Source organism: Mycobacterium sp. H4Y (genome assembly GCF_000364405.1).
In the GTDB taxonomy this organism is placed as follows: domain Bacteria; phylum Actinomycetota; class Actinomycetes; order Mycobacteriales; family Mycobacteriaceae; genus Mycobacterium; species Mycobacterium intracellulare.
Map to the genome: position 1 here is coordinate 1,299,896 of NZ_AKIG01000002.1, position 24,861 is coordinate 1,324,756.

23 protein-coding genes are annotated in these 24,861 nt (G+C 70.1%); 7 read left to right on the plus strand and 16 right to left on the minus strand.

The features are described from left to right. Nucleotides 1–28: 28 nt before the first annotated feature. Nucleotides 29–472, minus strand: coding sequence for a hypothetical protein (locus tag W7U_RS19975; protein ID WP_008261835.1), 444 nt, complete (start codon nucleotides 470–472; stop codon nucleotides 29–31). 88 nt (nucleotides 473–560) lie between these two features. Beyond that, a complete protein-coding gene (locus tag W7U_RS19980; protein ID WP_085976860.1) occupies nucleotides 561–1,796 on the minus strand; it encodes an acyltransferase in 1,236 nt (411 codons plus the stop codon). 119 nt (nucleotides 1,797–1,915) lie between these two features. On the opposite strand from W7U_RS19980, the gene W7U_RS19985 reads away from it, so the two are divergent. Next, entirely contained in the window at nucleotides 1,916–3,229 is a 1,314-nt protein-coding gene (locus W7U_RS19985; protein ID WP_157884951.1) for a porin PorA family protein, read from the plus strand. 20 nt (nucleotides 3,230–3,249) lie between these two features. Beyond that, on the plus strand, nucleotides 3,250–4,968 hold the full coding sequence (locus W7U_RS19990) for a hypothetical protein (protein WP_008261839.1): 1,719 nt from the start codon (nucleotides 3,250–3,252) through the stop codon (nucleotides 4,966–4,968). On the opposite strand, the gene W7U_RS19995 is transcribed toward W7U_RS19990, so the two are convergent. From W7U_RS19995 to W7U_RS20005, 3 genes are read right to left on the minus strand one after another with little or no spacing between them, the layout of a single operon-like run. Continuing rightward, nucleotides 4,952–6,118 (minus strand): glycosyltransferase family 4 protein, encoded by a 1,167-nt coding sequence (locus W7U_RS19995; RefSeq protein ID WP_008261840.1) that lies wholly within the window; start codon nucleotides 6,116–6,118, stop codon nucleotides 4,952–4,954. The genes W7U_RS19990 and W7U_RS19995 overlap by 17 nt on opposite strands. A gap of 46 nt (nucleotides 6,119–6,164) precedes the next feature. After that, complete coding sequence (locus tag W7U_RS20000; protein ID WP_008261841.1) at nucleotides 6,165–6,776, minus strand: DedA family protein; 612 nt, start codon at nucleotides 6,774–6,776, stop codon at nucleotides 6,165–6,167. Nucleotides 6,777–6,817: 41 nt separating this feature from the next. Continuing rightward, nucleotides 6,818–8,047 carry a TerC family protein gene (locus W7U_RS20005; protein WP_008261842.1) on the minus strand — a complete coding sequence of 410 codons (1,230 nt, stop codon included), beginning with the start codon at nucleotides 8,045–8,047 and terminating at the stop codon, nucleotides 6,818–6,820. Between the two features lie 117 nt (nucleotides 8,048–8,164). Here W7U_RS20005 and W7U_RS20010 point away from each other — a divergent pair, with 117 nt between their 5' ends. The 3 genes from W7U_RS20010 (at nucleotide 8,165) to W7U_RS20020 (ending at nucleotide 11,579) form a co-directional block, all read left to right on the plus strand. Next, on the plus strand, nucleotides 8,165–8,935 hold the full coding sequence (locus W7U_RS20010) for a class I SAM-dependent methyltransferase (protein WP_008261844.1): 771 nt from the start codon (nucleotides 8,165–8,167) through the stop codon (nucleotides 8,933–8,935). Nucleotides 8,936–9,038: 103 nt separating this feature from the next. Next, nucleotides 9,039–10,508 carry an aldehyde dehydrogenase gene (locus W7U_RS20015; protein ID WP_008261845.1) on the plus strand — a complete coding sequence of 490 codons (1,470 nt, stop codon included), beginning with the start codon at nucleotides 9,039–9,041 and terminating at the stop codon, nucleotides 10,506–10,508. 405 nt (nucleotides 10,509–10,913) lie between these two features. Then, nucleotides 10,914–11,579 (plus strand): TetR/AcrR family transcriptional regulator, encoded by a 666-nt coding sequence (locus W7U_RS20020; RefSeq protein ID WP_172417544.1) that lies wholly within the window; start codon nucleotides 10,914–10,916, stop codon nucleotides 11,577–11,579. A gap of 5 nt (nucleotides 11,580–11,584) precedes the next feature. On the opposite strand, the gene W7U_RS20025 is transcribed toward W7U_RS20020, so the two are convergent. The 3 genes from W7U_RS20025 to W7U_RS20035 form a co-directional block, all read right to left on the minus strand. Continuing rightward, entirely contained in the window at nucleotides 11,585–11,881 is a 297-nt protein-coding gene (locus W7U_RS20025) for a hypothetical protein (RefSeq protein WP_008261847.1), read from the minus strand. Nucleotides 11,882–11,901: 20 nt separating this feature from the next. Beyond that, on the minus strand, nucleotides 11,902–13,419 hold the full coding sequence (locus W7U_RS20030; protein WP_008261848.1) for a fatty acid--CoA ligase family protein: 1,518 nt from the start codon (nucleotides 13,417–13,419) through the stop codon (nucleotides 11,902–11,904). Nucleotides 13,420–13,597: 178 nt separating this feature from the next. Continuing rightward, on the minus strand, nucleotides 13,598–14,140 hold the full coding sequence (locus W7U_RS20035) for an isoprenylcysteine carboxylmethyltransferase family protein (RefSeq protein WP_008261849.1): 543 nt from the start codon (nucleotides 14,138–14,140) through the stop codon (nucleotides 13,598–13,600). A 98-nt stretch (nucleotides 14,141–14,238) separates the two neighbouring features. Here W7U_RS20035 and W7U_RS20040 point away from each other — a divergent pair, with 98 nt between their 5' ends. Further along, nucleotides 14,239–14,829, plus strand: a complete 591-nt coding sequence (locus tag W7U_RS20040; protein WP_008261850.1) for a TetR family transcriptional regulator — start codon at nucleotides 14,239–14,241, stop codon at nucleotides 14,827–14,829. Here W7U_RS20040 and W7U_RS20045 read toward each other — a convergent pair. The 5 genes from W7U_RS20045 to W7U_RS20065 all read right to left on the minus strand — a co-directional run bounded on the left by W7U_RS20045 (nucleotide 14,826) and on the right by W7U_RS20065 (nucleotide 20,219). Further along, nucleotides 14,826–15,602: a crotonase/enoyl-CoA hydratase family protein gene (locus W7U_RS20045; RefSeq protein WP_008261853.1), complete on the minus strand. Its 777-nt coding sequence runs from the start codon at nucleotides 15,600–15,602 to the stop codon at nucleotides 14,826–14,828. The two genes, W7U_RS20040 and W7U_RS20045, sit on opposite strands and share 4 nt — an antisense overlap. A 126-nt stretch (nucleotides 15,603–15,728) precedes the next feature. Continuing rightward, nucleotides 15,729–17,138: a wax ester/triacylglycerol synthase family O-acyltransferase gene (locus W7U_RS20050; protein ID WP_008261856.1), complete on the minus strand. Its 1,410-nt coding sequence runs from the start codon at nucleotides 17,136–17,138 to the stop codon at nucleotides 15,729–15,731. Between the two features lie 44 nt (nucleotides 17,139–17,182). After that, complete coding sequence (locus tag W7U_RS20055) at nucleotides 17,183–18,388, minus strand: alpha/beta hydrolase (protein ID WP_014385999.1); 1,206 nt, start codon at nucleotides 18,386–18,388, stop codon at nucleotides 17,183–17,185. 168 nt (nucleotides 18,389–18,556) lie between these two features. Continuing rightward, nucleotides 18,557–19,219, minus strand: coding sequence for an SAM-dependent methyltransferase (locus W7U_RS20060; RefSeq protein WP_008261863.1), 663 nt, complete (start codon nucleotides 19,217–19,219; stop codon nucleotides 18,557–18,559). Between the two features lie 226 nt (nucleotides 19,220–19,445). Further along, nucleotides 19,446–20,219, minus strand: coding sequence for an alpha/beta hydrolase (locus tag W7U_RS20065; protein ID WP_071196530.1), 774 nt, complete (start codon nucleotides 20,217–20,219; stop codon nucleotides 19,446–19,448). A gap of 129 nt (nucleotides 20,220–20,348) precedes the next feature. Here W7U_RS20065 and W7U_RS20070 point away from each other — a divergent pair, with 129 nt between their 5' ends. After that, nucleotides 20,349–21,248, plus strand: a complete 900-nt coding sequence (locus W7U_RS20070) for an alpha/beta hydrolase (protein ID WP_008261865.1) — start codon at nucleotides 20,349–20,351, stop codon at nucleotides 21,246–21,248. Nucleotides 21,249–21,256: 8 nt separating this feature from the next. Here the strand turns inward: W7U_RS20070 and W7U_RS20075 are convergent, their stop codons facing one another. The 3 genes from W7U_RS20075 to W7U_RS20085 are packed head-to-tail and all read right to left on the minus strand — an operon-like array spanning nucleotide 21,257 to nucleotide 24,794. Continuing rightward, complete coding sequence (locus W7U_RS20075; protein WP_008261866.1) at nucleotides 21,257–22,570, minus strand: amidohydrolase family protein; 1,314 nt, start codon at nucleotides 22,568–22,570, stop codon at nucleotides 21,257–21,259. After that, nucleotides 22,564–23,754 carry a CoA transferase gene (locus tag W7U_RS20080; protein ID WP_008261867.1) on the minus strand — a complete coding sequence of 397 codons (1,191 nt, stop codon included), beginning with the start codon at nucleotides 23,752–23,754 and terminating at the stop codon, nucleotides 22,564–22,566. Before W7U_RS20080 ends, W7U_RS20075 begins: the two co-directional genes overlap by 7 nt. A 23-nt stretch (nucleotides 23,755–23,777) precedes the next feature. Then, nucleotides 23,778–24,794, minus strand: a complete 1,017-nt coding sequence (locus tag W7U_RS20085; protein ID WP_008261868.1) for a MaoC family dehydratase — start codon at nucleotides 24,792–24,794, stop codon at nucleotides 23,778–23,780. Nucleotides 24,795–24,861: the final 67 nt, after the last annotated feature.

A 24,861-nucleotide genomic window follows, 5' to 3' on the forward strand; every position in this document is an offset into this window, starting at 1 on the left:
CAGACGTCTAGGTGGACACCGATAGACGTCAGGCCGCCAACCCGTCGTAGACCTTCTTGTAGTACGACGACAGCAATCGTGGTCCGGCGAACCGCATCATCGCGACAGCGATCAGGCCGGTCAGATTCGCCGAGGTCTGTTCCCACACGCCGTGCACGGAACTGCCACCCGCGGGCCTGGGCGTGGCTTCGAGCGTCATGAAGCTGCCCGGCGCCTGCGCATCGCTTTCGACGACCGTCAGTGTGACCGAATTCGGCTTCGTCCAGTCGTAGTGCCATTTGGCCCACACCTTCGGAAAGTCTTGGCCCTCGCGCACGTCGGCCTCGGTCTCGCCGACGTGGTACACCTCGAACGCCTTGGCCGACAATGCCGGCCAGCGGTGCGGTCGGTTGGGCGAGAAATCGGTCATGAGTTCGACGACCTCATGAGGCGATGCCGTTGTCACGAAGTCGAAGTCGAATCTTGTGCGCACCCCGACGAACGTATCAGCTCGTCACCGCCGGTGAACCTGCCCTTAGGTTGGCCGCGGACGCGCTGGAACGATGGACGGACCGCAGCGGCTAGGGCGCGATCGCGTCCGCCTCCGCATCGACGGCCTGCGCGGAATCTGCGGGTCGCTCGCGTTTCTCCCAGCGCCGCAAGGCTTCTCGGCAGGGCGACTCCACCAGCGCGTAGCTGACGGCGGCGATCGCGAACCCGAAGACCAAGGTCAGCACCAACACCGTCGGCATGTTGCCGGTGAACGGGAACGTCCCGACGACCGGAAACACCATGGCCAGCGCGGCCAGGTGCCAGATGAACAGGCCGTAGGACCAGCGGCCCAGGGTGACCATCGCGGCGGTCCCCAAGATCCGGTGCGGCGTGTCGGGCCGGTCCAGCACCAGCGGCGCGACCAACGCGAAGGCCACCAGCGCGCCCATGGCGGTCTTCACCGCGAACTGCGCGGGCGTGCCGGGCACCAGACCCTCCGGGCCGGCCACTGGCGACGCCGCGACCAGGTAGGCCGCCGCCGCGACGACGGCCATCACCAGGCGGTGGCGCGCGATGCGGTGCGGGAACCCGACGCCGCTGTGGACCCACTCGGCCAGCAGCATGCCGGCGGCGAACCAGGAGAAGAACGCCGGCGGCCAGTTGAGCGGGTTGACGCCCTCGGCCGCGTGGCCCGGCACCCAGCCCCACGCCCAGCTCAGGGCGCCCAGCGTGGCGATCGCCGGCACCCGCGCGCGCACCGGGAGCCGGCGGGCCAGCAGCGCGAGCACCGGCAGCGCCAGATAGAAGCTGACCTCGACCGACAGGCTCCACATCTGGGTCAGCCCGCCGGTGAGCGTCAGCGGCACGTAAATCTGGGTGAGGGTCAGGTTGGCCAGCCACACCGTCGGGCTGGCGTGGTCAGCGTCGGGCAACAGAGTGAGGATCACGACGACGGCGACCACATAGGCCGGCATGATGCGCACGACCCTGGACCGCAGGTAGTGGCCGGTGCGGGGGCGGGGTCCCAGATCCCTTGCCGCCCCGGCATGCCCGCGCCACAGCAGGAAACCCGACAGCGCGAAGAACACCGCGACGGCGAGGTCGAACCGGCCGAACAGCCGGCCGGCGGCGCCGCTGGAGTGCCCGGTCTGGAAGGCGACGTGGGTGACCACCACGCCCATCGCCGCGCAGGCGCGCATCCCTTCCACCGCCGGCAGGAAGCTGCGCACCCCGCCCACCCGCTGGTCGTCGCCCACCACCACAGTGTGCCCGTGCTGGGTTGCCCGGCGAATGGGTACACCCGAAGGACCCGCCCGCACGAGCATCAGGTTCGTAAGCCGCCGCCTTACTTTCTGCTGTTAGGGTCAAACGAGTTTGCCCCGGGCTGCTCGCTCGGGTCGGGTCGCGGCTGAGAAATGCAAGGACATGAGGAGGGCACAGCGACGTGAACCGAGCAGTCATGTTGCGGTTCGCCGCATGCGGGATCATCGGACTCGGAGCCGCCCTGCTGATCGCCGCGCTGCTGTTGTCGACGTACACCACCAGCAGGATCACCAAGGTCCCCCTGGACCTCGACGCCACGCTGGTCGGCGACGGTACCGGGACGGCGCTGGACTCCGCGTCGTTGTCCACCGACCACGTCGTCGTCAACCAGAACGTGCCGCTGGTCTCCCAGCAGCAGATCAGCGTCGAGTCGCCCGCCAACGCCGACGTGGTCACCCTGCAGGTCGGAAGTTCGTTGCGGCGCACGGACAAGCAGAAGGACAGCGGGCTGCTGCTGGCGATCGTCGACACCGTCACGCTCAACCGCAAGACCGCGCTGGCCGTCTCCGACGACACCCACACCGGCGGCTCGGTCCAGAAGCCGCGCGCCGTGAACGACGAGAACCCGCCCACGGCGATGCCGCTGCGGCACGACGGGCTGTCGTACCGGTTCCCGTTCCACACCGAGAAGAAGACCTATCCCTACTTCGATCCGATCGCCCAGAAGCCGTTCGACGTCAACTACGACGCCGAGGAAGACGTCAACGGGCTGACCACCTACAAGTTCACGCAGAACGTCGGCTACAACGGCGATGGCAAGCTGGTGGCCCCGGTGGCGTACCCGTCGCTGCTGGCCGGCAACGAGGACGCCAAGCAGACCACGTCGGCGTCGATGTGGGGCGTCCAGGGCGGCGATCCGAACGAACAGATCACCATGACCCGTTACTACGCGGCGCAGCGCACGTTCTGGGTGGACCCGGTGTCGGGCACCATCGTCAAGCAGACCGAGCACGCCGACCACTACTTCGCCCGGGACCCGCTCAAGCCGGAGCTCACGCTGGCCGACTACAAGGTCACCTCGAACGAGGACACGGTCGAATCCCAGGTCAACGCGGCCCGCGACGAGCGCGACCGGCTGGCGCTGTGGTCGCGGGTGCTGCCGATCACGTTCACCGCGGTGGGGCTGATCGCGTTGGTGGGCGGGGGGCTGCTCGCCTCGTTCAGCCTGCGCAGCGAGAGCGCGTTGACCGACCCTGGCCTGGATCGCGGCGATCAGGACTTCTTCGGCCGCAGCGGCCTCGAGGAGCCGGTGCCCGGGGCCGAGGCCGAGACGGAGAAGCTGCCCACCCAGCGTCCCGATCTGCGCCAGGAGTCCGGCGGGGATCCGCCCGGCTCGGCCGGCTCGCCTGGGGCCCCCGGACCGTCCGGCCCCGACGAGCCCACCGAGGCCGGGCCCACCGAGTCGAATCCGCCCGGCCCGCACGACCGCGAATAGCCGGCCCGGATGCGGTAACCGTGCGCTGGACCCGACCCGGGTACGCACTGGTCCTGGCGCTGCTGGTGGTCGGGCCGCTGCTGGCCCCGGGGTACCTGCTGCTGCGTGACGCCGTCTCGACGCCGCGGTCATACCTGTCCGACACCGCCCTGGGGTTGACCTCGGCGCCGCGCGCCACCCCCCAGGATTTCGCGGTGGCGCTCGCCTCGCATGTGGTCGACGGCGGCATCGTGGTCAAAGCGCTGCTCGTGGTGGGGTTGTGGCTGGCGGGCTGGGGCGCGGCCCGGCTCGTCGAGGTGGCCCTGCCGCCTGCGGGCGCGCCCGGGCAGTTCGTCGCGATCACGCTGGCGATCTGGAATCCCTATGTCGCCGAACGACTTCTGCAGGGCCATTGGAGCCTGCTGGTCGGCTACGGCTGCCTGCCCTGGGTGGCGACGGCCATGCTGACGTTGCGCGCGGGATCCGGCTCGCTGTTCGGGCTGGCCTTCTGGATCGCGCTGGCCGGTCTGACCCCGACCGGGCTGCTGTTGGCCGCGACGGTGGCGCTGGTCTGCGTGGCCGCCCCGGGTGACGGCACGGCCGGGCCCTGGCCGCGCCGGTGGTGCGCCGCGGCGGCGCTGGGCGTCGCGCTGGTGGCCGCGCTGCCGTGGTTGGTCGCGTCGGCGCTGGGCGCTTCGCTGACCGCCCACACCGCGGCGAACCGGCTGGGGGTCGAGGCGTTCGCGCCGCGCGCCGAGCCCGGCCTGGGCACGCTCGCCAGCCTGGCCAGCCTCGGCGGAATCTGGAACGGCGACGCCGTACCCGCTTCGCGCGCCACGCTTTTCGCGGTGTCCTCGGCCGTGGTGCTGCTCGGGATCGTGGCGGCGGGCCTGCCGGCGGTCGCCCGCCGGTCGGTGGCGGTTCCGCTGCTGGTGCTGGCCGCGGTGTCGGTGCTGGTTCCCGCGGCGCTGGCCACCGGGCCGGGCCTGCACCTGCTGGGCGCGGTGGTCGACGCCGTGCCGGGATTCGGCGTGCTGCGCGACGGGCAGAAGTGGGTGGCGCTCGCCGTGCCCGGCTACACGGTGGCGGGCGCCGGCGCGGTGGTGACGTTGCGACGGCGGACGCCGCCGCCTGCGGACGTTGCGGCGGCGCTCGTCTGCTGCCTGGCGCTGCTCCTGGCGCTGCCCGACCTGGCCTGGGGGGTGTGGGGCAAGGTGTCGCCGGTTCACTACCCGCACGGCTGGACCGCCGTCGCCGCGGCGATCAACGCACGGCCGGCCGCGGTGGCGGTATTGCCGGCCGGGACGATGCGGCTCTTCTTCTGGTCGGGCGCCGCGCCGGTGCTGGACCCGCTGCCGCGCTGGGTGCGCGCCGAGGTGCTGAGCAGCGGCGACCTGGTGATCTCGGGGTCCACCATCGCAGGCGAGGGCGCGCACGCCCGCGAAGTGCAGCGGCTGCTTCTGGCCGGGCCCGATCCGTCGGCGCTGGCGGCGGCGGGCGTGGGATGGCTGGTGGTGGAATCGGACAGCGCCGGCGACATGGGGGCGGCCGCCCGCACCCTGGGCGCGCTGGCGCCGGTCTACCGGGACGACGCGATCGCGCTCTACCGGGTCGGCGGGCAAAGCGCCGGGGTGTCGGCCGATCGCCGGGCGGCGACGGTGATCGCCCATGCGGCGTGGCTGGCGTTGTTGGTCGCGGGCGGCGCCGGCGCGGGAATCGGCGCGTGGCGGCGCCGCGCCTCGGTCAGCCCCGCCCGGTGACTAGTCCGTGCACCGTGCGGCCGCAGTGCACCGCGTCCAGCACGCCGCGCATCGCGTCGGCGCTTTGCGCCCAGGAGAACTCGCCGCTGCGGGTGTGCGCCTTGGCGCCGAGTTGGTCGCGCAGCACCGGATCGGCGAGCAGTTCCTCGAGACGGTCCACCAGCTCGGCGTGGGTGTCCACCAAGATCCCGGTCACCTCGTCGACGATAGAGTCCGACAGGCCGCCCGAGGACCGGTAGCCGATGGTCGGCACCGAGTGCTGGGCCGCCTCGATGACCGCCAGCCCCCAGCCCTCCTTGCGCGAGGGCAGCACGTGCACCCAAGCCGCTTGCAGCACATGGTGTTTCGTCACGTCGTCGACGTGACCGTGGAACGTCACCGCGGCGCAGATGCCGAGCCGTCGCGCGTGCTCGACGAGCCGCTCGCGCCACCAGCCGTCCCCGACGATGTCGAGATGCAGGCCCGGCGTCCGCGGCAGCAGCGCCGCGACCGCTTCGAGCGCGTCCTCGATCTGCTTGTGGGGCACCAGCCGCGACAACACGACCACGCGCGGCGCGGCCGCGCGCGGGCCCGACAACGATTGCGCCGGCGCCAGATCCAGGCCGTTGCGCACCACCGCGATCTGCGCGCCATTGACGCCCAGGGTGACCAGGTCCCGCGCGGACGGCAGCGACACCGTCACGTACTGGTTGCGCCGGTTCACCCGGGGCGACAGCGTCGACTCGACGAACCAGCCGAGCCGGCCGAGCACCGGGCCGGCCACCGGCCACTGCTGGCGGTGGCAGTGATGCACCAGCACCACCACGCGGCGGCCGTAGACCAGCCGCGCCAGAAAGGGCAACCCGTTCTGGGTGTCGACGACCACGTCGGGCCGCACCTTGCGCAGCGGGCCCACCCCGAGCCGGGCCGCCGCCATCGCCAGCAACGCCCAGACGTACACCGAGTACCGGCCACCGGCGCGGTCGATCCGCACGCCGTCGACGACTTCGCGGCGCGCCGCGCCGGGATAGCGGGCGGTGCGCAGCGTGACGTCGATCCCCGAGGCGGCCAGCTGCGCACCGATGCGCTGCAGATAGGCTTCGCTGCCGCCGCCCTGCGGGTGCCCGGTATCGCGCCAGCACAGCAGCAGGACCGAGCGCAGAGCAGACATCACCGGTCAGCCTAATGGGAATCGGTCGGCGCGCCATGCGGGACCGCTAGCGCCGCACCCGCCCTTCCTGCCGGGCGCGACGGCGCACCCACCGGATCAGTTCGATGATCCCGGCCAGCGCCAGCGCCGTCCCGAACGCCACCGCGAACGCCGCGACCGTGTTATCGGCGAACGCGTTGCCGCCGATGTAGCCGATCAGGGTGTTGAGCGTCGCCCACACCACGGCGCCGATCGCGTCGAACACCACGAACTGGCGATAGGGGAAGTCCAGCACGCCGCAGGCGATGGTGGTGGCCGTGCGGCCCCCGGGCAGGAACCGGGCCACGATCACCAGCGGGCCCCCGTGCCGCTCCAGTTCCCGGTGGGCCCAGTCCAGGCTGCGCTGTCCCTTCTCGCCGCGGGTGATCCAGCGGCGGGCGAAGTCGTCGGCCGAGTGGCCGATCGCGTACGCGAGGTTGTCGCCGACGAACGCGCCGATGGCCGCCATGACGATCACCCAGCCCAGCAGCATCGAACCGTTGGCCGCGAGGATGCCGCCGGTCAGCAGCGCCGTCTCGCTCGGCAACAGGGGGAGGATGGCGTCGAAAGTGCACGAGGCCAGGATCAGCGGATACGCCCACCACGAGTTGCCGAGCGCATCAAGCAGGGAATCGAACACTAGAGCGCAACACTACACAGCGCGCGCCGGCGGCCGGCTTCTCAGGAGGTCAGGCCCATCCTGACGAACGGCTCGGCCTCGCCGCGGCCGACGGCTTCGTCGTGCTTGGCGGCCGCGCGGTCGAACAGGTCGATCAGCGCCGGCTCGTCGCGGACCAGCTGGCGGTACTTGGGACCGAGCGCGAGGATCTGGTCGCGCTCGTCCAGCAGCTTGCGGAAGATGCGCTCGCGTTCGCCCGCGTCGTGGGTGTATTCGGAGTCGAGATAGGCCGTCGCGTGCCGCCGGGCGCCGGCGATGGCCGTCCGGGCCTTGCCCATGGGGCTCAGCAACGAGGCGACGACGGTGACGACCAGAACGCCGACGATCACGGCCAGCGACAGGTAGGTGCTGATCTCGACCAGCGAGACCGGCTCGCCGTCGTTGATGAAGGGGACGTTGTTCTCGTGCAGCGCATGCAGGATCAGCTTGACGCCGATGAAGCCCAGAATCGCCCCGAGGCCGTACGAGAGGTAGACCAGCCGGTCCAGCAGGCCCTCGATGAGGAAGTACAGCTGGCGCAGGCCCAGCAGCGAGAAGGCCGTCGCGGTGAACACGATGTAGACGTTCTGGGTGAGGCCGAAGATCGCCGGGATCGAGTCGAGCGCGAAGAAGATGTCCGTTCCACCGATGGCCACCATGACCAGCAGCATCGGCGTCATCGCGCGCCGGCCATCCACCATCGTGAACAACCTGTCGTCGTCATAGTGCTCGGTGGTGTGCAGGACCTTCTTCGCGATCCGGATGACGACGTTGTCGGCCTTGTGGGATTCCTCGCGCTCGTCGGGCCGCAGCACGCCGCCGGCGGCGAGCAGCAGGATCAGCCCGAACAGGTAGAAGACCCATGCGAACGTGTTGATCAGCGTGGCGCCCAGAAAGATGAAGCCGGTCCGCGCGATCAGCGAGAAGACGATCCCGAACAGCAGCACCTTCTGCTGATCCTCGCGCGGCACCCGGAAGCTGGCCATGATCATCAAGAAGACGAACAGGTTGTCGACCGAGAGCGCCTTCTCGGTGACGTACCCGGCGAAGTATTCCGGGCCCTCCTCGTGGCCTCCGAACGCGAGCAGGCCGACGCCGAACAGCAGCGCGATGCCGACGTAGGCCATCGACCACAGCGCGGCCTCCCGCAGCGTCGGGGCGTGCGCCTTGCGGACATGGAAGAAGAAGTCGAAGGCCAACAGCCCGACGATGGCCAAGACGGTCAGGGCCCACACCCAATCGGGAACATCCATTTCGCTGCCTGAGCCACCTTCGTCGGAGCCGTCGTCTGGGTCTTCGTCGCTTCCGTACCCTCTTTGCCGCCACACTATGTGCGCGCCCGGTTGCGCGCCCGGCCGTAGGGTTGGCCGGTGGCCGTGACCGACCTCTTCGCTCGCCGGGCGACGCTGGCCCGCTCGGTGCGGTTGCTGTCGGAGTTTCGCTACGAGCAGACCGATCCCGCCCGCTTCTACGGCGCGCTGGCCGCCGACACCGTGGCGATGGTGAGCGACCTGTGGCGCGCCGCCCACGCGGACTCCCCCGCCGGCCGCACGCTGCTCGACGTCGGCGGCGGGCCGGGCTTCTTCGCGACGGCCTTCGCCCGCGCCGGACTCGACTACGTCGGCGTCGAGCCCGACCCGGGCGAGATGCACGCGGCCGGACCCGCCGACGCGGCGGCCGGGGGAACCTTCGTGCGCGCGTCGGGCATGGCGCTGCCGTTCGCCGACGATTCGGTGGACATCTGCCTGTCGTCCAACGTCGCCGAACACGTGCCGCGGCCCTGGCAACTCGGCGCCGAGATGCTGCGAGTGACCCGGCCCGGCGGGCTGGCCGTGCTGTCCTACACGGTCTGGCTGGGCCCGTTCGGCGGACACGAGATGGGCCTGACCCACTACCTGGGGGGCGAGCGCGCCGCGGCGCGCTACGCGCGCAAGCACGGCCATCCCGCCAAAAACAACTACGGGTCGTCGTTGTTCGAGGTGTCGGCGGCCGACGGCCTGACGTGGGCCGCGAACACCGGCGCCGCGCTGGCCGCATTTCCCCGCTACCACCCGCGATGGGCGTGGTGGCTGACGGGCGTGCCGGTGCTGCGCGAGTTCCTGGTGAGCAATCTGGTGCTGGTCCTGCAACCCCAAGAGTGAAACGTGTTCTCGTTTTGCCCTGGCTTGGGTAGGGTGGCGCGCATGCCCGCCGACGACGATGACAGGGCAGTGCGATCTGAACAAGCAGGAGGAGTGGCGGAAGATGACAGACGCTAAGACCGAATACGACAAGCTTTTCATCGGCGGCAAGTGGACGGAACCGTCGACCTCCGAGGTGATCGAGGTGACCTGTCCGGCCACCGGTGACTACGTCGGCAAGGTGCCGCTGGCCGCCGCGGCCGACGTCGACGCCGCCGTCGCCGCGGCCCGCGCGGCCTTCGACAACGGCCCGTGGCCGACCACGCCGCCGAAGGAGCGCGCCGCCGTCATCGCCAACGCGCTCAAGGTGATGGAGGAGCGCAAGGACCTGTTCACCCAGCTGCTCGCGGCCGAGACCGGCCAGCCGCCGACGACCGTCGAAACGATGCACTGGATGAGCTCGATCGGGGCGCTGAACTTCTTCGCCGGCCCGGCCGTCGACCAGGTCAAGTGGAAAGAGGTCCGCACCGGCGGCTACGGGCAGAGCATCGTCCACCGCGAGCCGATCGGTGTGGTGGGCGCGATCGTGGCCTGGAACGTGCCGCTGTTTTTGGCGGTCAACAAGCTGGGCCCGGCGCTGCTGGCCGGCTGCACGGTGGTGCTCAAGCCGGCGGCCGAAACACCGCTGAGCGCAAACGCTTTGGCGGAGGCCTTCGCCGAGGCGGGGCTGCCCGATGGCGTGCTGTCGGTGGTGCCCGGCGGGATCGAGACCGGGCAGGCGCTGACCTCCAACCCGGACGTCGACATCTTCTCCTTCACCGGCAGCTCGGCGGTGGGCAAGGAGATCGGCCGTCGCGCCGCCGACATGCTCAAGCCGTGCACCCTGGAGCTGGGCGGGAAGTCGGCGGCCATCGTCCTCGACGACGTCGACCTGCCTTCGGCGATCCCGATGCTGGTGTTCTCCGGGATCATGAACACCGGGCAGGCCTGCGTGGCCCAGACCCGCATCCTGGCTCCGCGCTCGCGGTACGACGAAATCGTGGACGCGGTAAGCACTTTCGTGCAGGCGCTGCCGGTGGGCCTGCCGTCGGACCCGGCCGCCCAGATCGGTTCGCTGATCTCGGAGAAGCAGCGGGCCCGGGTGGAGGGCTACATCGCCAAGGGCATCGAGGAGGGTGCGCGGCTGGTGTGCGGCGGCGGCCGTCCCGAGGGCCTCGACGGCGGCTTCTTCGTGCAGCCGACGGTGTTCGCCGACGTCGACAACAAGATGACGATCGCCCAGGAGGAGATCTTCGGGCCGGTGCTCTCGATCATCCCCTACGACACCGAGGAGGATGCGATCAAGATCGCCAACGACTCGGTGTACGGGCTGGCCGGCAGCGTGTGGACCGCCGACGTGCAGCGGGGCATCGAGGTCTCGGAGAAGATCCGCACCGGGACGTACGCGATCAACTGGTACGCGTTCGACCCGTGCTGCCCGTTCGGCGGCTACAAGAACTCCGGCATCGGCCGCGAGAACGGACCCGAGGGCGTCGAGCACTTCACCCAGCAGAAGAGCGTGCTGATGCCGATGGGCCACACGATCGAAAGCTAAATCCCGCGTCGAACGTGCACGCAGGGCGAGATATCTGCCGATTTTTCGCCGTGGGTGCGCGTTCGGCGTTTGGGGGGCCGTCCCTGGCCGCGTTCTAGCGGTTATGCAATAGAGCATATTTTCGGCCGGTTCACGCGGCCGCAAGTGCGGACCGCCGCGCCGACGCGCCCTGTTTGTGCGGCGTACGTCACATTTCGCCTGAGAAATTGCTTAATTTACGGATGTCTTATATGGTTCTTAGCATAATCAAGGGCCGCACACAGGCCGGGAGAACACCATGTGGATCATTGAGCTCAACGTCGCCGGCTATCAATTCACCCGCGAGATGCCAGAGTTGCGGCGCCGGACATTCCGCTTCAGCCCGCGTCATATGCACTGGCCGGCGCTGCGCCACTCGCACGCTGCATGACGCCAGCCTCGGGAGGTACGACAGTGCCGACTATCGGTGACGCCCCGACGAAGCGCGGGGACACCCGGACAAAAATGCTGGCCAGCGCCGCCGAGGTGATGCGTGAGCGCGGCGCCGCGGGCGTGACGATCGACGCGGTGCTCGCCCGCAGTGGCGCCCCGCGTGGCTCGGTCTACTACCACTTTCCCGACGGGCGCAATCAGATCCTGACCGAAGCGCTGCGCTACTCCGGCGACTCCATCACCGCCCTGATCGACGACGCCGCCGGGCGCGGCGCCCGGGAGTTGTTGGCCGAGTTCGTCGGGTACTGGGAGCGGCTGCTCACCGAGGGCGGCTTCACCGCCGGCTGCCCGGTGGTGGCGGCGGCGATCGGGTGTTCCGACGGTGACGGGCCCAAGCTCTCCACCGAGGCCGGCGCGATCCTGGGCCGCTGGTGCACCGCGCTCACCCGCGCGTTCGTCAATGACGGCTTCGACGACGCTGACGCCGCGTCGCTGGCCGTGATGTCGATCTCCGCGCTGGAGGGCGCCATCGTCCTGTCGCGGTCGACCCGCAACGCAGGCCCACTACACCAAGTGGGTGAGCAGCTCGAATTCCTGATCAAGGCAAAGGAATTCGTTCTCCGGAACAAGATCCCGGGCAAGCCTGCCGGCTCGCAGTGACGTCGTCAGTCGCTCGCGGGTAGCGGCTTGACCTCTTTGAGGTGCAGCGCGGTCTGCCCGATGCTCAGGCTTCCGGCGCCGGGCTTGGTCACCAGCACCTCGGCGCCGGATTCGTCCACGTAGCGCTTGCCCATGACCGTGCCGTCGGAGAACGCCGGGTCCAGTTCGCCCGAGCGCTCGGCGCCCACCGGCACCATCGGCGCACCGCCACACCGCAGGTCGTCGAGGCTGTCCGCGCTTCTGACGACGATCACCTGGGTGTCGCATACCTGGCTGGCGAGACGAGTTCCGTTCTTGATCATTGATTTCCGTCCTTGATCGCTTACTGCTGGGCCGGCGCGGAGCGCAATTCCGTGAGGGTCTGGATGATCTCCCGCCGCAACACCTTGCCGGTGGCGGTGGTGGGCAGCTCGTCGCGAAACACTACCTCGTCGGGGGTGCGTGATCCGCGCAAACTCTTGCGGACGAATTCGCGCAGTTCCGCGGGGTCGGGGTCGACGCCCGGCGCCGGCACCACCACCGCGACGATCGCCTGGCCCCACTGCGGATCCTCGACCCCGACCACGGCGACGTCCCGCACGTGGGGGTGCTCGACCAGGACCTCTTCGAGTTCGGCGGGCGCGATGTTCTCGCCGCCGCGGATGATCGTGTCGTCGCTGCGCCCACCGATGAACAGGTAGCCCTCGTCGTCGAGCATGGCGATGTCCTTGGTCGGGAACCAGCCGTTCTCGTCGAGCACCGAACCGATCCCGGTATAGCGGCCCGAGACCTGCTCGCCCCGCACGAACAGCTCACCGGTCTCGCCCGGCGGCAGCACGTTGCCGGCCTCGTCGCGGATCTGCAGCTCGATGCCCGCCACCGCCTGCCCGACCGACCCCAGCCGCCGCGCGCCCTCCGGAGTCGACGCCGCCAGCGCCGCGCGATGGTCGTCGGGTGTCAGCACCGCGATCGTCGAGCTGGTCTCGGTCAGGCCGTAGGCGTTGACGAAGCCCACGTCGGGCAGCAGCTCGAGGGCCCGGCGAACCAGCGGCAAACCGACCTTGGAGCCGCCGTAGGCGAGGTTGCGCAGCGACGGCAACTCGATGGCCGGCCCGTCCCCGTTCTCCAGCACCGTGACGATGCGGTCGAGCATGGTCGGCACCACCGTCGCGGTGGTCACGTTCTCCGTGTTGATCAGCCGAACCCATTCCTGCGCATCGAAATTGGGCAGGTACACCATCTTGCGGCCGGCATACAGATTCGACAGCGCGGCGCTGACCCCGGCGATGTGGTACGGCGGCACGCAGATCAGCGCGGCATCGGTGTCGGCGGCCGCCCCGAATTCCACCGTCCCGGTGACGTAACTGGTCAGGTTGTTGTGCGAGAGCTCGACGGCCTTGGGCTGCGAGGTGGTGCCCGACGTGAACAGCACGATCGCGACGGCGTCCGGATCGGGGAATTCCGCCGCGGGCTCGGCACCGCCGGCGGCGTCGAGGAAGTCGTCGGACACCATCACCCGGTCCGACACGCCGCCGATCATCTCCCGGTAGCGACCGTCGACCACCACCAACGGCTCGGGCAGCCGCTCGATCAGCGCCTGGATGCCCTCGGCGGAGAGCCGGTAATTGATCGGCGTGAACGCCACCCCGGCGCGCGCCGCGGCGAAGATCAACACCGGCAGCATCGCGCCGCCGGTGCCCACGTACACCAGGTGCTTGGCTCCCGAGGCCGCGACCACCCCCGCGCCGCCGTCGGCAAGATCGCTGAGCTGCTGCGTGGTCAGCCGCAAATCGCCGGACACCACCGCGGTGCGCTCGGCGTCGCCGGACACGGCCATCTCGAGCAGCAACGAAATGCTCATCCTCGATCCTTCTGGATTCCCGGCCCTTTACAAATCTCGTCTGCAGTGTAACTCAGCCGGATTGTCCCTCGATGCCGAGCTTGCCGCGCGACGGGCGCCCTGGTCACGGCGGGTCCCTCGACGGCAACGGTGGGACGGGAACCCCGAGTTGCGATCGGTGCCGGCGCTTGCCACCGCCTCAGGAGCGGGCGGGCGGATCCCAGGCCGAGACCCGCGGGATCCAGCGCGGCACGTTGCTTCGATAGTCGACGTATTCACGGCCGTAGCGCTCGGCGAGATGGGGTTCCTCCCAGAACCGGATGGCGATGGCCTGGAACGTGAAAAAGATTGCGAACCAAAGCAATAGCGGGCCCGATGCAATGATGGCCGCCTCGCCGAGCAGGATGCACAGCACGCCGGTGATCATCGGGTTCCGCACGTGCCGATACGGGCCCCGCACCACCAGATGGACCGGCTCCCCCATCACGTTGCCCAGCCCGAGCGTCCCCTCGCCCACCCGGTCGAACAGCACATTCGTCCAGATCATCAGGGCCAGGCCGGCGGCGATCAGCACGCAGCCGACCGTGATCAGCGCGATCGTCGGCGCGGCATCCAGGCGCGGCTCGTGCACGCCGGCCGTGCCGACGATCAGGGCCGGCACCACGAGCGTCATCGTCGCCGGGAACAACAGGACCGACATCAGGTGGCGCCACCACAGGCGTCGCCGCGTCCTCGTCACCATTGAAGGCCTCCTTCAGCTAATACTTCAACCTTCGTTCAACAACTAAGGTACGCCGCGCGACGGCATTCGCCAACGCTTGTTGAAGTATTCTGGTGCGCATGCCAGCAGCGCGGCGCGCCGGCCGGTGGCGCACCGGCCAAGTGAACAGACAGCGCATCATCGATGCGGCGCGCGAACGCTTCATGCGCGACGGGTACGAACGGGCCACCGTCCGCGCAATCGCGGCCGACGCCGGTGTGGACGTCGCGATGGTCTACTACTTTTTCGGCAACAAGGAAGGTCTGTTCACCGCGTCCACGCTGACCGGTCCCGAGCACCCGTTGCACCAGCTGGCCACGCTGCTCGACGAGGGGACCGAACGGGTCGGCGAACGGCTGGCGCGCCGCTTCCTCGAGCACTGGGAACAAGGCGCCGTGTTCGAGCCCTTCCTGACGCTGTGGCGTTCGGCGGCGATCCACCCCGAGGCGCGAAAGGTGTTGCACGACAGCCTCGCCGGCCCGATCGCCGAGCGGGTCGCGACGGAATTCGGGGTTGCCGATGCCGAGCTACGGGTCGAGCTGGTGGCCAGCCACCTGGCCGGGCTCGCCTTCGCGCGCTACCAGCTGAAGATCGAGCCGCTCGCGTCGACCAGCATCGAGGACCTGGTCGGCCGGCTGGGGCCGACGCTGCAGCGCTACCTGACCGATTAAGTGCCCGTCCACTTGGGCGGGCGCTTCTCGGCGAAGGCGATCGCGCCCTCCTTGGCGTCGTTGGAGGAGAACACCGGGGCGAGCAGCTTGTTCTGCTCGGCGAACATGGTCTCGGGGCTCCAGCCGCGGGACTCGACGATGATCTGCTTGGTGGCGGCCACCGCCAGCGGCCCGTTCGCGGCGATCTTCTCGGCCAGCTCGATCGCCGCGTCCAGCGCCGATCCGGGCTCGGCGAGGACGTTGACCATTCCCAGCGCGTGCGCGCGCTCGGCGCTCAGGTTTTCACCGGTCAGTGCCAGCTCCATGGCGATCGCGGACGGGATGCGTTGCGGCAGCCGCAGCAGCCCGCCGCCCCCGGCGACCAGGCCGCGCTTGACCTCCGGGATGCCGAACGCCGAGTCCTTGGAGGCCACGATCAGGTCGGTCGCCAACGCCAGCTCGGTGCCGCCGGCCAGCGCGTAGCCCTCGACCGCCGCGATCAGCGGCTTGACCGGCGGACGTTCGGTGAAGCCCATGCCGCGGCCCTCGACGATCGGGAGCTCGCCGCGGGCGAAGGCCTTGAGGTCCATGCCCGCGCAGAACGAGCCGCCCGCGCCGGTGAGGATGCCGACCGACAGGCCGGGTTCGTCGTCGAGCCGGTCGACGGCGGCGGCCAGGCCGTTGGCCACCGCGGAGTTGACCGCGTTCTTGGCCTTCGGCCGGTTGATCGTGATGATGAGGATCCGGTCCCGCTGTTCGACCAGGACTTCGGGTTCGTTGGCCTCTTCGCTCACGGTGCTCCCTTGTTCGTCACGCTACTGACTTGTCGGACCGATGGTAACGGTCGACGGGAATGGCGTTAACGGCCCGGCGAGATTCGGGTTACCGCCCGCGCGCGGTCAGCGACCGTGCCGACCCGGTCAGGCCGGCGCCATCGCGGCTTCGATTGTGGTGAGCTTCTCCGAAATCCCTGCGGCCCTGCGTATTTCGATGAAATCGTTGACCATGGCGTCGGTGACCTCGTGCGGGTCCTCGCACGTGGCCCCGTCGGCGAGCACCGAGATGTTGAGCTGATCGACATAGCTCCACACGGTGATGTTGAGCCCACTGCCGGCGGTCAACGGGCCCACCGAATAGATCTCGGTGACCAGCGCACCGCCCACGCGGCCGCGCTCGCGCGGCCCGGGGACGTTGGAGATGTTCAGGTTGAGGATCTTGTTGTGGCCATCGCGGCCGGACGCCCACCGGAAGAAGGCCTGTGTGGGGCCCGGCGGCATGTAGGCCGCCCACCGGCTGACCAACTCCGGTCCCATCAGCTGGTTGCTTTCCTTGGCGGCGATCGCGTTCTCGTGGCTGCACCGCACCCGCTCCAGCGGATCGTCGGAATCGGTCGGCAGGCCGACCAGCACGCCGGTGAAACGATTGCCGGAGATCCGCTCGGGCGAGAAGTCGAAACTCATTGGCACCGAAGCCAACAACGGCTCGGCCTTGCCGTCGTAGCGCAACAGCAGGGTGCGCAACGCGCCCGTCGACATGGCCAGCACCATGTCGTTGATCGTCGCCCCGAGCCGCTTGCCGGTCTCCTTGACGTCGGCCAGGGCCAGTGTGGCGGTGGCGAACCGGCGTTCCGGGGTGAGCTTGTGGTTAATGAACGTCGGCGGCGGCTCGAACGGCCGCGTCAGTTCCGGGGAGAACTTGCGTGTGCTGCGGCGCACCCGGCCCAAACCCTGCGCGGTGTAGCGGATCGTGTGCGGCAGCCGCCCAACGTGGCGGACGTGGTCGGCGAGCGCCGAGGCGACGAGCTGCCGCGTGGTCGGGGGCGGGTCGCACATGTACGGTCCGCCGTCCGGGCACGGCTGCAGGTCCATGCCGCGGGCCAACAAATTCGCGGATGCGACGCCGTCGGCGAGCGCGTGGTGAATTTTGCCGACGACCGCAATCCTGTTGTTGGCCAACCCTTCCACGAAGTACATCTCCCAGAGCGGGCGGCCGCGGTCGAGCGGGGTGCTGGCGATTTGCCCGATGGCTTCGTCCAGCTCGCGGCGGCCCCCGGGCGGCGACACTCGCCAGGGACGGATGTGATAGTCGAGGTCGACCTCGCAGTTTTCCCGCCACATCGGGTGGTGGAAGTTGAGGGGGACCTCGATGAGCTGGTAGCAGAACGGATCGAGCTTGTTCAGCCGGCCGGCGATGACTTGCCGGAACGCGTCGACGTCCAGGGAACGCCGATCAACGTCCAGTTCGATGACGGCGGCTTTGATGGTGTGCATGTGCACGTTCGGCGTTTCGCTGTACAGCAGCACCGAGTCCCAGCCGCTAAGCCTCTTCACCGCTGCCCCTTACCCATAGAGGGACCATACTCAGCGGCGCCGGCTCAGATAACCTCTTTTGCCCCGATCCGTGTCTTGGTGCGATAAACCTGGTTGAGGAACAGGGAGGCGACGTGTGCCGCCGCGCCGGCGCGCTCGCCGTCGATGAGGTCGTATCCGTGGCCCGCGCCCGGCAACTCCAGGTAGCCCACCGTCGAATGCGACACCGTCCGCAGCCGCTCGACGAAGCTGCGCGCCTGCTCCACCGGGATGACGCTGTCCTTGCTGCCGTGAATCACGAGGAAGGGCGGCGCATTACGGTGCACTCGGGCGATCGGCGAGGCGGCCCGGAATACTTCGGGATGACGGGCGATCGACTTTCTCACCACGACCCGTTCCAGGAATTCGACGAACCGGGCGCGCTCCGGCGTGGAGCGGTCCTCCCAGTCGTACCGGCCATAGATTCCGACGACCGCGTCCACCGACGTGTCCGCACCCTCGGGCAGCTTCGCCCGGTACTCCGGGTCGTCGGGGGTCAGCCCGGCCAGCGCGCACAGGTGGCCGCCGGCCGAACACCCCGCTATCGCAACGAAATTGCGGTCGCCGCCGAACTTGTCGACGTTGGCGTGCGCCCACGCGATGGCGGTTTTGACGTCGACGATGTGGCGCGGCCAGCGGTGGTGTGGCGCGACGCGGTAGTCGACCGCCAGGCACACCCACCCCTGCTCGGCCAGCCGCGACATCAGCGCGGACCCCTGACCCATGCACCTGCCGTGCACCCAGGCGCCGCCCGGCAGGAAGATCAGGACCGGCGCGGGTTGCGCGGGCAGGTCTTTGCGGCGCCAGACGTCGAGCACCTGTGCGGGGTGGTCCCCGTAGTGGACGCCCCGGCGATAAAGGTGGCGCCGCTGGCGCAGGCCGTCCCAGATCGGCGGTGTCCGTTCGGCCGCCGGCCAATCCATCTCGAGGTCCGCCGCCGACACGACCCCCCGCAACGCCGCGAGGGAGACCTGCCGCGTGCTCTCACGGTCCCGGCGCCGCGCGTCGTTGATCCCCGGCGTGAACCAGTCCTTTTTCGCCGCGGAGATCGCCTCGGGTGCGTGCCGCGCGCCCCACACGCCCATGGCGGTGATGCCGGCCAGCGGCTCGAGGTGTTTGCCGACAACCGGCAGCGACGCCCCGGCCACGCTCAGCGCCAGCGCATAGTCGGCGGGACCGGCCCGCAGCAACCACTTCATCCACGGTGTGAAACCCGGTCGGTTCGCCGTCATGTCGGGAACTGTACCCCCGGGCAGGTCGCCGAAACCGGTGTTTACGTAGAACCGGCTATGGTTGCGCTCACGCTTTGCCCAGGGGTGTCGCTGACGGGGTTATTCACCCTGTTTGGAACGCATTTGGCGGTTCGCTACGTGCGCCTGATTTAGCTGCGCGCGACACGCTCAGACCGCCGCCAGGCTGGCGATCACCCGGTCGCCGATCAGGCGGACGCCGGTCAGCGTCAGCCCCACCTGCGCGGCCAGCGCGGCGGCGCTGTCCACCCCGACGGTGGCCCAGCGAAACCAGGGCCCGACCTCGCACGACGACTCGAGGCGGACCCAGCGCGACCGGATGCCGATGGTCTCGGCTTCGAATTCGGCGATGCAACGGCCGCCGCGGGCCAACAACTCGAAGGCGCGCGCGAGAATCCGCAGCGGGTCTCCACCGAGCCCGACGTTGCCGTCGACCAGTAACACCGTCTGCCACAAGCCCGTTCCGGGCAGCTCCTCGAACACGTCACCCAACAGGGCCGGCGCACCGCCCCGGCCCGCCAGCTGGATCGCGGTCGCGGATCGGTCGATACCGAGTGCGGGGATGCCCCGCTGGATCAGTCTCGCCACCAACCGCCCCGGACCGCAGCCCAGCTCGATGGTCGGCCCGGTGCACATCTGGGTGACGGCCTCGTCGAAAACCTCGTCGACGGCGTCACCGGATCCGCCTGAGCCGTCGGGGGGACATCGCACCCCCAACCAGCGGTGCGCCGGCAGCGGCCGCAGTTCGCCGTCGTCATGGCGGATCCAACATCGCTCCCCGCCGAGTGCCCGATCGTATAGCTGCCCCAGCATGTCTCGCCCCTCGCGTCGCGGCCGATCGGGCGGCCTGCGACGCGCGGCCCCAGGCGGGACGTAGCGAACACGAGCCGACAAACCCCACAAGCTGACGGCAAGCACGTTCGCCAGCATTGCACCGATACCCCGATCGCGGTTCGGTTAATCCACTGCCTTGTGGGCCCTGCACGGGCCCGTTAGGGCTACGTGGCAACGCGTGTTTCGGTTCGATAGCGGCGCCGCGTCACCCGAACAGAAACGACTCCAGCAGCGCGTTCACCCGGGCGGGGTCCTCGAGCGCCGCGAGGTGCGCGACCCCGTCCAGGACGGTGAAGGACGCGGTAGGGATCGACTCGGCCATGGCCCGGGTTTCGGCCACCGGGAAGGTGGCGTCTTCCGCGCCGGCGACCACCAGCACCGGCGCCGTGACGCGCGCCAGCAGGGCGTGCTGATCGGGCCGGGCCGAGACCACGCTGCGCACCGCCCAGCGCACCGAATCGGCGTTCACCGCAGCCACGTTCGTCCGCACGGCCTCGACCACGTCCGGGCGGGTGCGCAGCGTGGTCGGGCCCAGGAAGGCGCGGATGCCCGACCGGGTCAGCGGCGGCCGGATGCCGCCGAGCAGTCTCGCCAGCCACAGCATGGCGGCGTACTGAATCTTTTGTGCGACACCGGCTTTGGAGGCGGTGCAATTCATCAGCACGGCGCGGTCGAGCCGTTCGGGGTGCAGCGCGGCGAAGGTGCCGCCGATCATCCCGCCCCAGGAGTTGCCCACGAAGTGGGCGCGGTCGATGCCGAGCCCGTCCAGCAGGTCGACGACGCAGCGCGCGCAGTCGGCGAAGCTGAAGGGCCCGCTCAGCGGCGCGCTGCTGCCGTGGCCGGGCGGGTCGACGAGCACCAGGCGATGGCTGTCGCCGAACCGGGCGGCCTGCCCGGCCCACAGGTCGCCCGTCATCAGCAGGCTCGGCCACATGAGGACCGCGGGACCGGTTCCGCCACTCACCTGGACCCGAAGCATCCCGAGCGTCGTGTCGACCAATCGCGTGGCGAGGTGGGGGACGTTTGCGGGCACGCGGCCTCCTCGTGTCATGAACGGCAGAACACCGATAGCGGTCCCTTCATTTTCCCCGTCGGTGATACTGGATCGGTGACGAACGACGCTGTTCATCCTGACCTGCAAAAACTCGCCCGCTTCGCTCCCCGGCGGCTCGTCGGCCCACGCACCCTGCCCATCATGCGGGCGGCGATGGACTGGCGGGCGCGGCTGGGCAAGCCCGTCCGCGACGTCGAGGTGATCACCCTCGAGTCCGGGGCCGGCGTCCGGCTGTTCCGGCCCGCCGGTGTCAGCGAGCCGACGCCCGCGCTGCTGTGGATTCACGGCGGCGGATACGTGATCGGCACCGCCCAGCAGGACGACCGGTTGTGCAGCGGGTTCAGCAGGCGGCTGGGCATCACCGTGGCGTCGGTGGAATACCGCCTGGCGCCCGAACATCCGTACCCCGCACCGCTGGAAGACTGCTACGCGGCGCTGACCTGGCTCGCCGGGCTGCCGTCGGTGGACCGGTACCGGGTGGCCATCGGGGGTGCCAGCGCCGGCGGTGGCCTCGCCGCGGCCCTGGCCCTGCTGGCCCGCGACCGCGCCGAGGTGAGCCCCTCGTTTCAGCTGCTGACCTATCCCATGCTCGACGACCGCAGTTCGGCGACCGAGCCCAGCGCGAACTACCGGCTCTGGGACAACCGCAGCAACCGATTCGGTTGGGCCGCATACCTGGGCGGCGCGGACCCGCAGGTCGCGGTGCCCGCCCGGCGCGACGACCTGAGCGGGCTGCCCCCGGCATGGATCGGTGTGGGCACCCATGACCTGTTCCACGACGAAGACTTGGCCTACGCCGAACGGCTGAAAGCCGCCGGGGTGCCGTGCCAGGTCGAAATCGTTCCCGGCGCCTTCCACGGGTTCGACCTGATCGCGCCGAAACTTCAAGTGTCACAACAGTTCTTCGGCAGCCAATGCGACATCCTGCGCGCCGCGCTCGCCCCGGCGTCCTGACCGCCGGGTCACATCGCGAAGTACACCAGCTCGCCGCCGATGACGGTGGCGGCCACCATGCCGGCGTCCAGCTCGGCCAGCGCCGTCGCCGGTGGCTCGCTGAGCACGCACAGGTCGCCCGGCTGCCCGGTGCGCACCGCGCGCACCCGGTCCGGTCGATCCGCGCACCCCAGAAACATCGTCAAAGCCGTTGACGGCGAGACACATTCGTCGGCGCCCAGAACGGCACCGCTCGGTGTGGTGCGGTGCACCGCGGCGCGCATCGCCGTCCACGGGTCGCCGTGGCCGAACGGCATGTCGGTGGACAGCGCGACCGGCACCCCCGCGTCGCGCAGCGCCGCGACGCGCCACAGCTGATCGTGCTCGGCGGCGGGAACCTCGGCGAGGTACTGATCGCCGCGCTCGGCGACGAAGTTGGGCTGGGTGACCACGGTGACCCCGAGCTCGGCGAGGTCGGCCACGTTGTCGTCGGGCACCACCGCGGCGTGTTCGATGCGGTCCTGCGGGTGGCCGCCGGCCGCGCGCAGGGCGGCGATGGTCACCACCAGCTGGGCCGCGGTCACGCAGTGCACGGCGACCGGTTGGCCCGTGTTGTGCTGCCCGGCAATCCATTCCGTGAGACCGTCGAGGTCGAGGCGGTCGTCGTGCAGGATTTTCTTGCCCGGGGACAGGAAGCTGACCCGTGGCCGGAACTCGCCGCGGCCGTGCGCCGCCGCCAGCGAGGCCCTGTCGTCGGCGTCGAGGTCGGGGGTGGCGTCGGTGACCCCGGTGACGCCGGTCGCCGTGATGCGGCGGCTGAGTTCGGCGAGGTCGGTTTCGCGTCGGTCCAGGGCCTGCGACCAGCCGTCGTCGGCGCTGCGCAGTCGCCCGTCGGGGTGTTCGGCCAGGCCGATCCGGCCCAGCGCCTCGGAGTTGAGGATCCACAGCGCGCCGCTGCGGTGCTGGATGCGCACGGGCACGCTGCGGACCATCGCGTCCAGAGCGGTCCGGTCGAGTTCCCCGGCGACCGAATCGTGGTAGCCGACGGCGCGAATCCACCCGTCGGGCCCGGGCGTGGCGTTCGCCAGCAACTGGGTGAGCTCGGCTTCGGTGCTGACCCCGGGCGGTCCGACGAAAAACGAATCGAGCGCCGAGGCCGCCGAGCGCAGGTGCACGTGGTGGTCGTGCAGCCCGGGCAGCACGGTTCCGCCGCCCGCGTACAGCACGCCCTCGCCGGCCCGCGGCGTCAGGCCCTCGCCCGAGGGCGCCATCTCCTCGATCTGCGCGCCAACGCGGATGTCGGTCACGGTCCCATCCAGCAGGGTCGCCTGACGAATCAGCATGACAGGCAACGTCTTTGGCCGACGAGGTGGCGCACCGCCGCGTTGTCGGCGCCCAGCCCGGACGCGGGAGGCGCCGCCGGCGGCATTAGCGGCGGTGACACCGGCGCGGGCGACTCCGAGGGCCCCGTGGGCAGCGCCGCGTAGGTCGCGGCGACGGCCGCCATGGAGAGGCGGATCAATTCGCCGCCGCCGCGCGCCAGGGATTCGGCCACCGCCAGCGCCGCCTGCAGGCCGGTCAGCGGGTCGGCGATGGCGTCGCCGCAGAACACCGGCCCCTCGGCGCTGGTCCCGACCAGGCCGCCACCGACGGCGGCGTCGTCCCCGAATCCCGGCCGGCGCCCGTCATAGGCGGTGATCTGCAACCAGATTCGGCCCGGTCGTGGCGCGACGTCGTCGGGCCCGAGGCCCCGGCGCGCCAGCCCGGCCGGGCGGGAGCCCTCGATGACGACGTCGCTGACCGTGAGGAGCTCGCGTAATTCGTCGGTCTGGCTGTCGAAATCGATGCCATAGCAGAGCTTTTTGTGGTTCATCCAGTCGAAGAAGGTTCGGTCCCCGGCGCGGGTGCCGTCCGGGCGGCGAGGGCTTTCGACCTTGACGACCGTCGCCCCGGCGTGGGCCAGCAGCCGACCGCACAGCGGTCCCGCCCACATCGAGGACAGATCGGCCACCAGCAGCCCCCGCGGCGCGCGCGGTGGCGCCGGCGGTCCGATGCGGCGTGTGTGCGACGGCGCGGCCGTCGCCTCACCCAGGCCCGCCGCCGGGATGTCGAGCAGCGCCGCCCGCTCGACGATGTCGGGGACCGCACGGGTGGCGGCCCACCGTCGCAGCTGCGGCCACGGGTCGACCGCGGCGTCGTCGACCTGCAGGAGCGCCGGGACGGCGGCGAGGTCGTCGGCGCGGGAGAGGGTGAGCGCGCACCAGCCGTCCCGCGCCGCGAGCAGGCGGGTGGCGCCGCCGGGCGACACCCGGCCGGCGCGGGTCAGGCCCCGTAGGGCGGCCCGGCCGGTCAGCAGCCCGGCCGCGTCGACGTCGATGCCCCAGCGGCCGCCGATCGCCGCGGCCACCTCGTGCGCGCGGGACAGCACGCGGGCGCGGGAGAAGTCGGCGGGTCCGTCGGGCGGGCCGGTCAGGTAGGCCAGCCCGCTGCTTCCCCAGGCGGTTGCGGCCGAGCTCACGCCCCCCATTGTGCTCGTGGCGCGCATCGTCGTTAGAACTGCAGCGCGCGAAACCGCCAGTCCAGCACCGGCCGGTCCGGCCCGCCGTCGGCGTCACCGGCGGCATACACCAGCGACCGCAACCCGAGCACTCCCCCATGCTCGGTCGGCTCGGCGGATTCGATGTGCAGCTCGCTGTAGAGGGTGTCGCCCTCGTGTACGGGACCTGTGTGATCGCACGACTCCCAGCCCAGCACCGTCACCAGATTGGGCAGCAGCCTGCCGGCCTGCGCGAGCGCCAGCCCGATGGTGTGTCCGCCGTACACCAGCCGGCGCCCGCCGACCCGCGAATCATGATGGGTCGCAGCGTTATTCAGGGTGAGCCGGGCGAGCTCGGGGGCATTGGTGACGACGTCGGCGGTGCTGTGCAGCACCGATCCCGCCAGAGCGGGATCGAAGTGCGGCCCGGGCACCTTGGTGCGGAAAACCTCACCGTCCCATTGCGCGGTGGGATCGTGGGCCGGGCCGGGCACGTCGGCGCCGATGGTGGACAGATCGTCGTGCGGTGCGTTGTCGGCATCGAAATCCGGTCCGGCGGGCAGCATCCCGCAACGGTAGAAGTCGAGTACCAACTGGTCGGCCTGGTCGATCGTGATCATCCGCAGCGCCACCAAGCCCGTCGGGGCCCGGCCCGGCTTGGGTGAATTGGCCTGCAGCCCAACCACTTCGGTGCGGGTGTAGAGGGAATCGCCGATGACGGGGAACCGGTGAAACACCAGGCCGCGATAGAACAGGTTGGCCTTGACCCGCTGGGTCACCAGCGTCGACTGGCCGATCGCCACGTCACACACCAACCCCGGGTGGGCCAGCGGGGCGGGCAGCCCCGTCACCGCCCCACACAGATCGGCGTCGAGCGCCAGGCGCAGCCGGTCGCCCACGATCGCCTGGTGCGCGCCCGCCAGGCCGGACGACAGCGTCATCGACGGCGCCCAGTCGAACACCTGCCCCACCGAGAGGTCGTCGAAGTACGGCCCACCCTCGCGAATCCGCGCATACCCGTCACTAGTCACAACGCCACATGCTGGCAGGCTGTGGAATCGAGGGTCAATCCGGATCAGGCCCCAACGTCGACCTGCT

Excerpts from the sequence above, each read along its gene's own strand:
- W7U_RS19980 (WP_085976860.1), bottom strand. The coding sequence starts at position 1,796 with ATGCTCGTGCGGGCGGGTCCTTCGGGTGTACCCATTCGCCGGGCAACC.
- W7U_RS19995 (WP_008261840.1), bottom strand. The coding sequence starts at position 6,118 with ATGTCTGCTCTGCGCTCGGTCCTGCTGCTGTGCTGGCGCGATACCGGG.
- W7U_RS20005 (WP_008261842.1), bottom strand. The coding sequence starts at position 8,047 with ATGGATGTTCCCGATTGGGTGTGGGCCCTGACCGTCTTGGCCATCGTC.
- W7U_RS20015 (WP_008261845.1), top strand. The coding sequence starts at position 9,039 with ATGACAGACGCTAAGACCGAATACGACAAGCTTTTCATCGGCGGCAAG.
- W7U_RS20020 (WP_172417544.1), top strand. The coding sequence starts at position 10,914 with ATGACGCCAGCCTCGGGAGGTACGACAGTGCCGACTATCGGTGACGCC.
- W7U_RS20025 (WP_008261847.1), bottom strand. The coding sequence starts at position 11,881 with ATGATCAAGAACGGAACTCGTCTCGCCAGCCAGGTATGCGACACCCAG.
- W7U_RS20030 (WP_008261848.1), bottom strand. The coding sequence starts at position 13,419 with ATGAGCATTTCGTTGCTGCTCGAGATGGCCGTGTCCGGCGACGCCGAG.
- W7U_RS20035 (WP_008261849.1), bottom strand. The coding sequence starts at position 14,140 with ATGGTGACGAGGACGCGGCGACGCCTGTGGTGGCGCCACCTGATGTCG.
- W7U_RS20040 (WP_008261850.1), top strand. The coding sequence starts at position 14,239 with ATGCCAGCAGCGCGGCGCGCCGGCCGGTGGCGCACCGGCCAAGTGAAC.
- W7U_RS20055 (WP_014385999.1), bottom strand. The coding sequence starts at position 18,388 with ATGACGGCGAACCGACCGGGTTTCACACCGTGGATGAAGTGGTTGCTG.
- W7U_RS20060 (WP_008261863.1), bottom strand. The coding sequence starts at position 19,219 with ATGCTGGGGCAGCTATACGATCGGGCACTCGGCGGGGAGCGATGTTGG.
- W7U_RS20065 (WP_071196530.1), bottom strand. The coding sequence starts at position 20,219 with ATGCTTCGGGTCCAGGTGAGTGGCGGAACCGGTCCCGCGGTCCTCATG.
- W7U_RS20075 (WP_008261866.1), bottom strand. The coding sequence starts at position 22,570 with ATGCTGATTCGTCAGGCGACCCTGCTGGATGGGACCGTGACCGACATC.
- W7U_RS20080 (WP_008261867.1), bottom strand. The coding sequence starts at position 23,754 with ATGGGGGGCGTGAGCTCGGCCGCAACCGCCTGGGGAAGCAGCGGGCTG.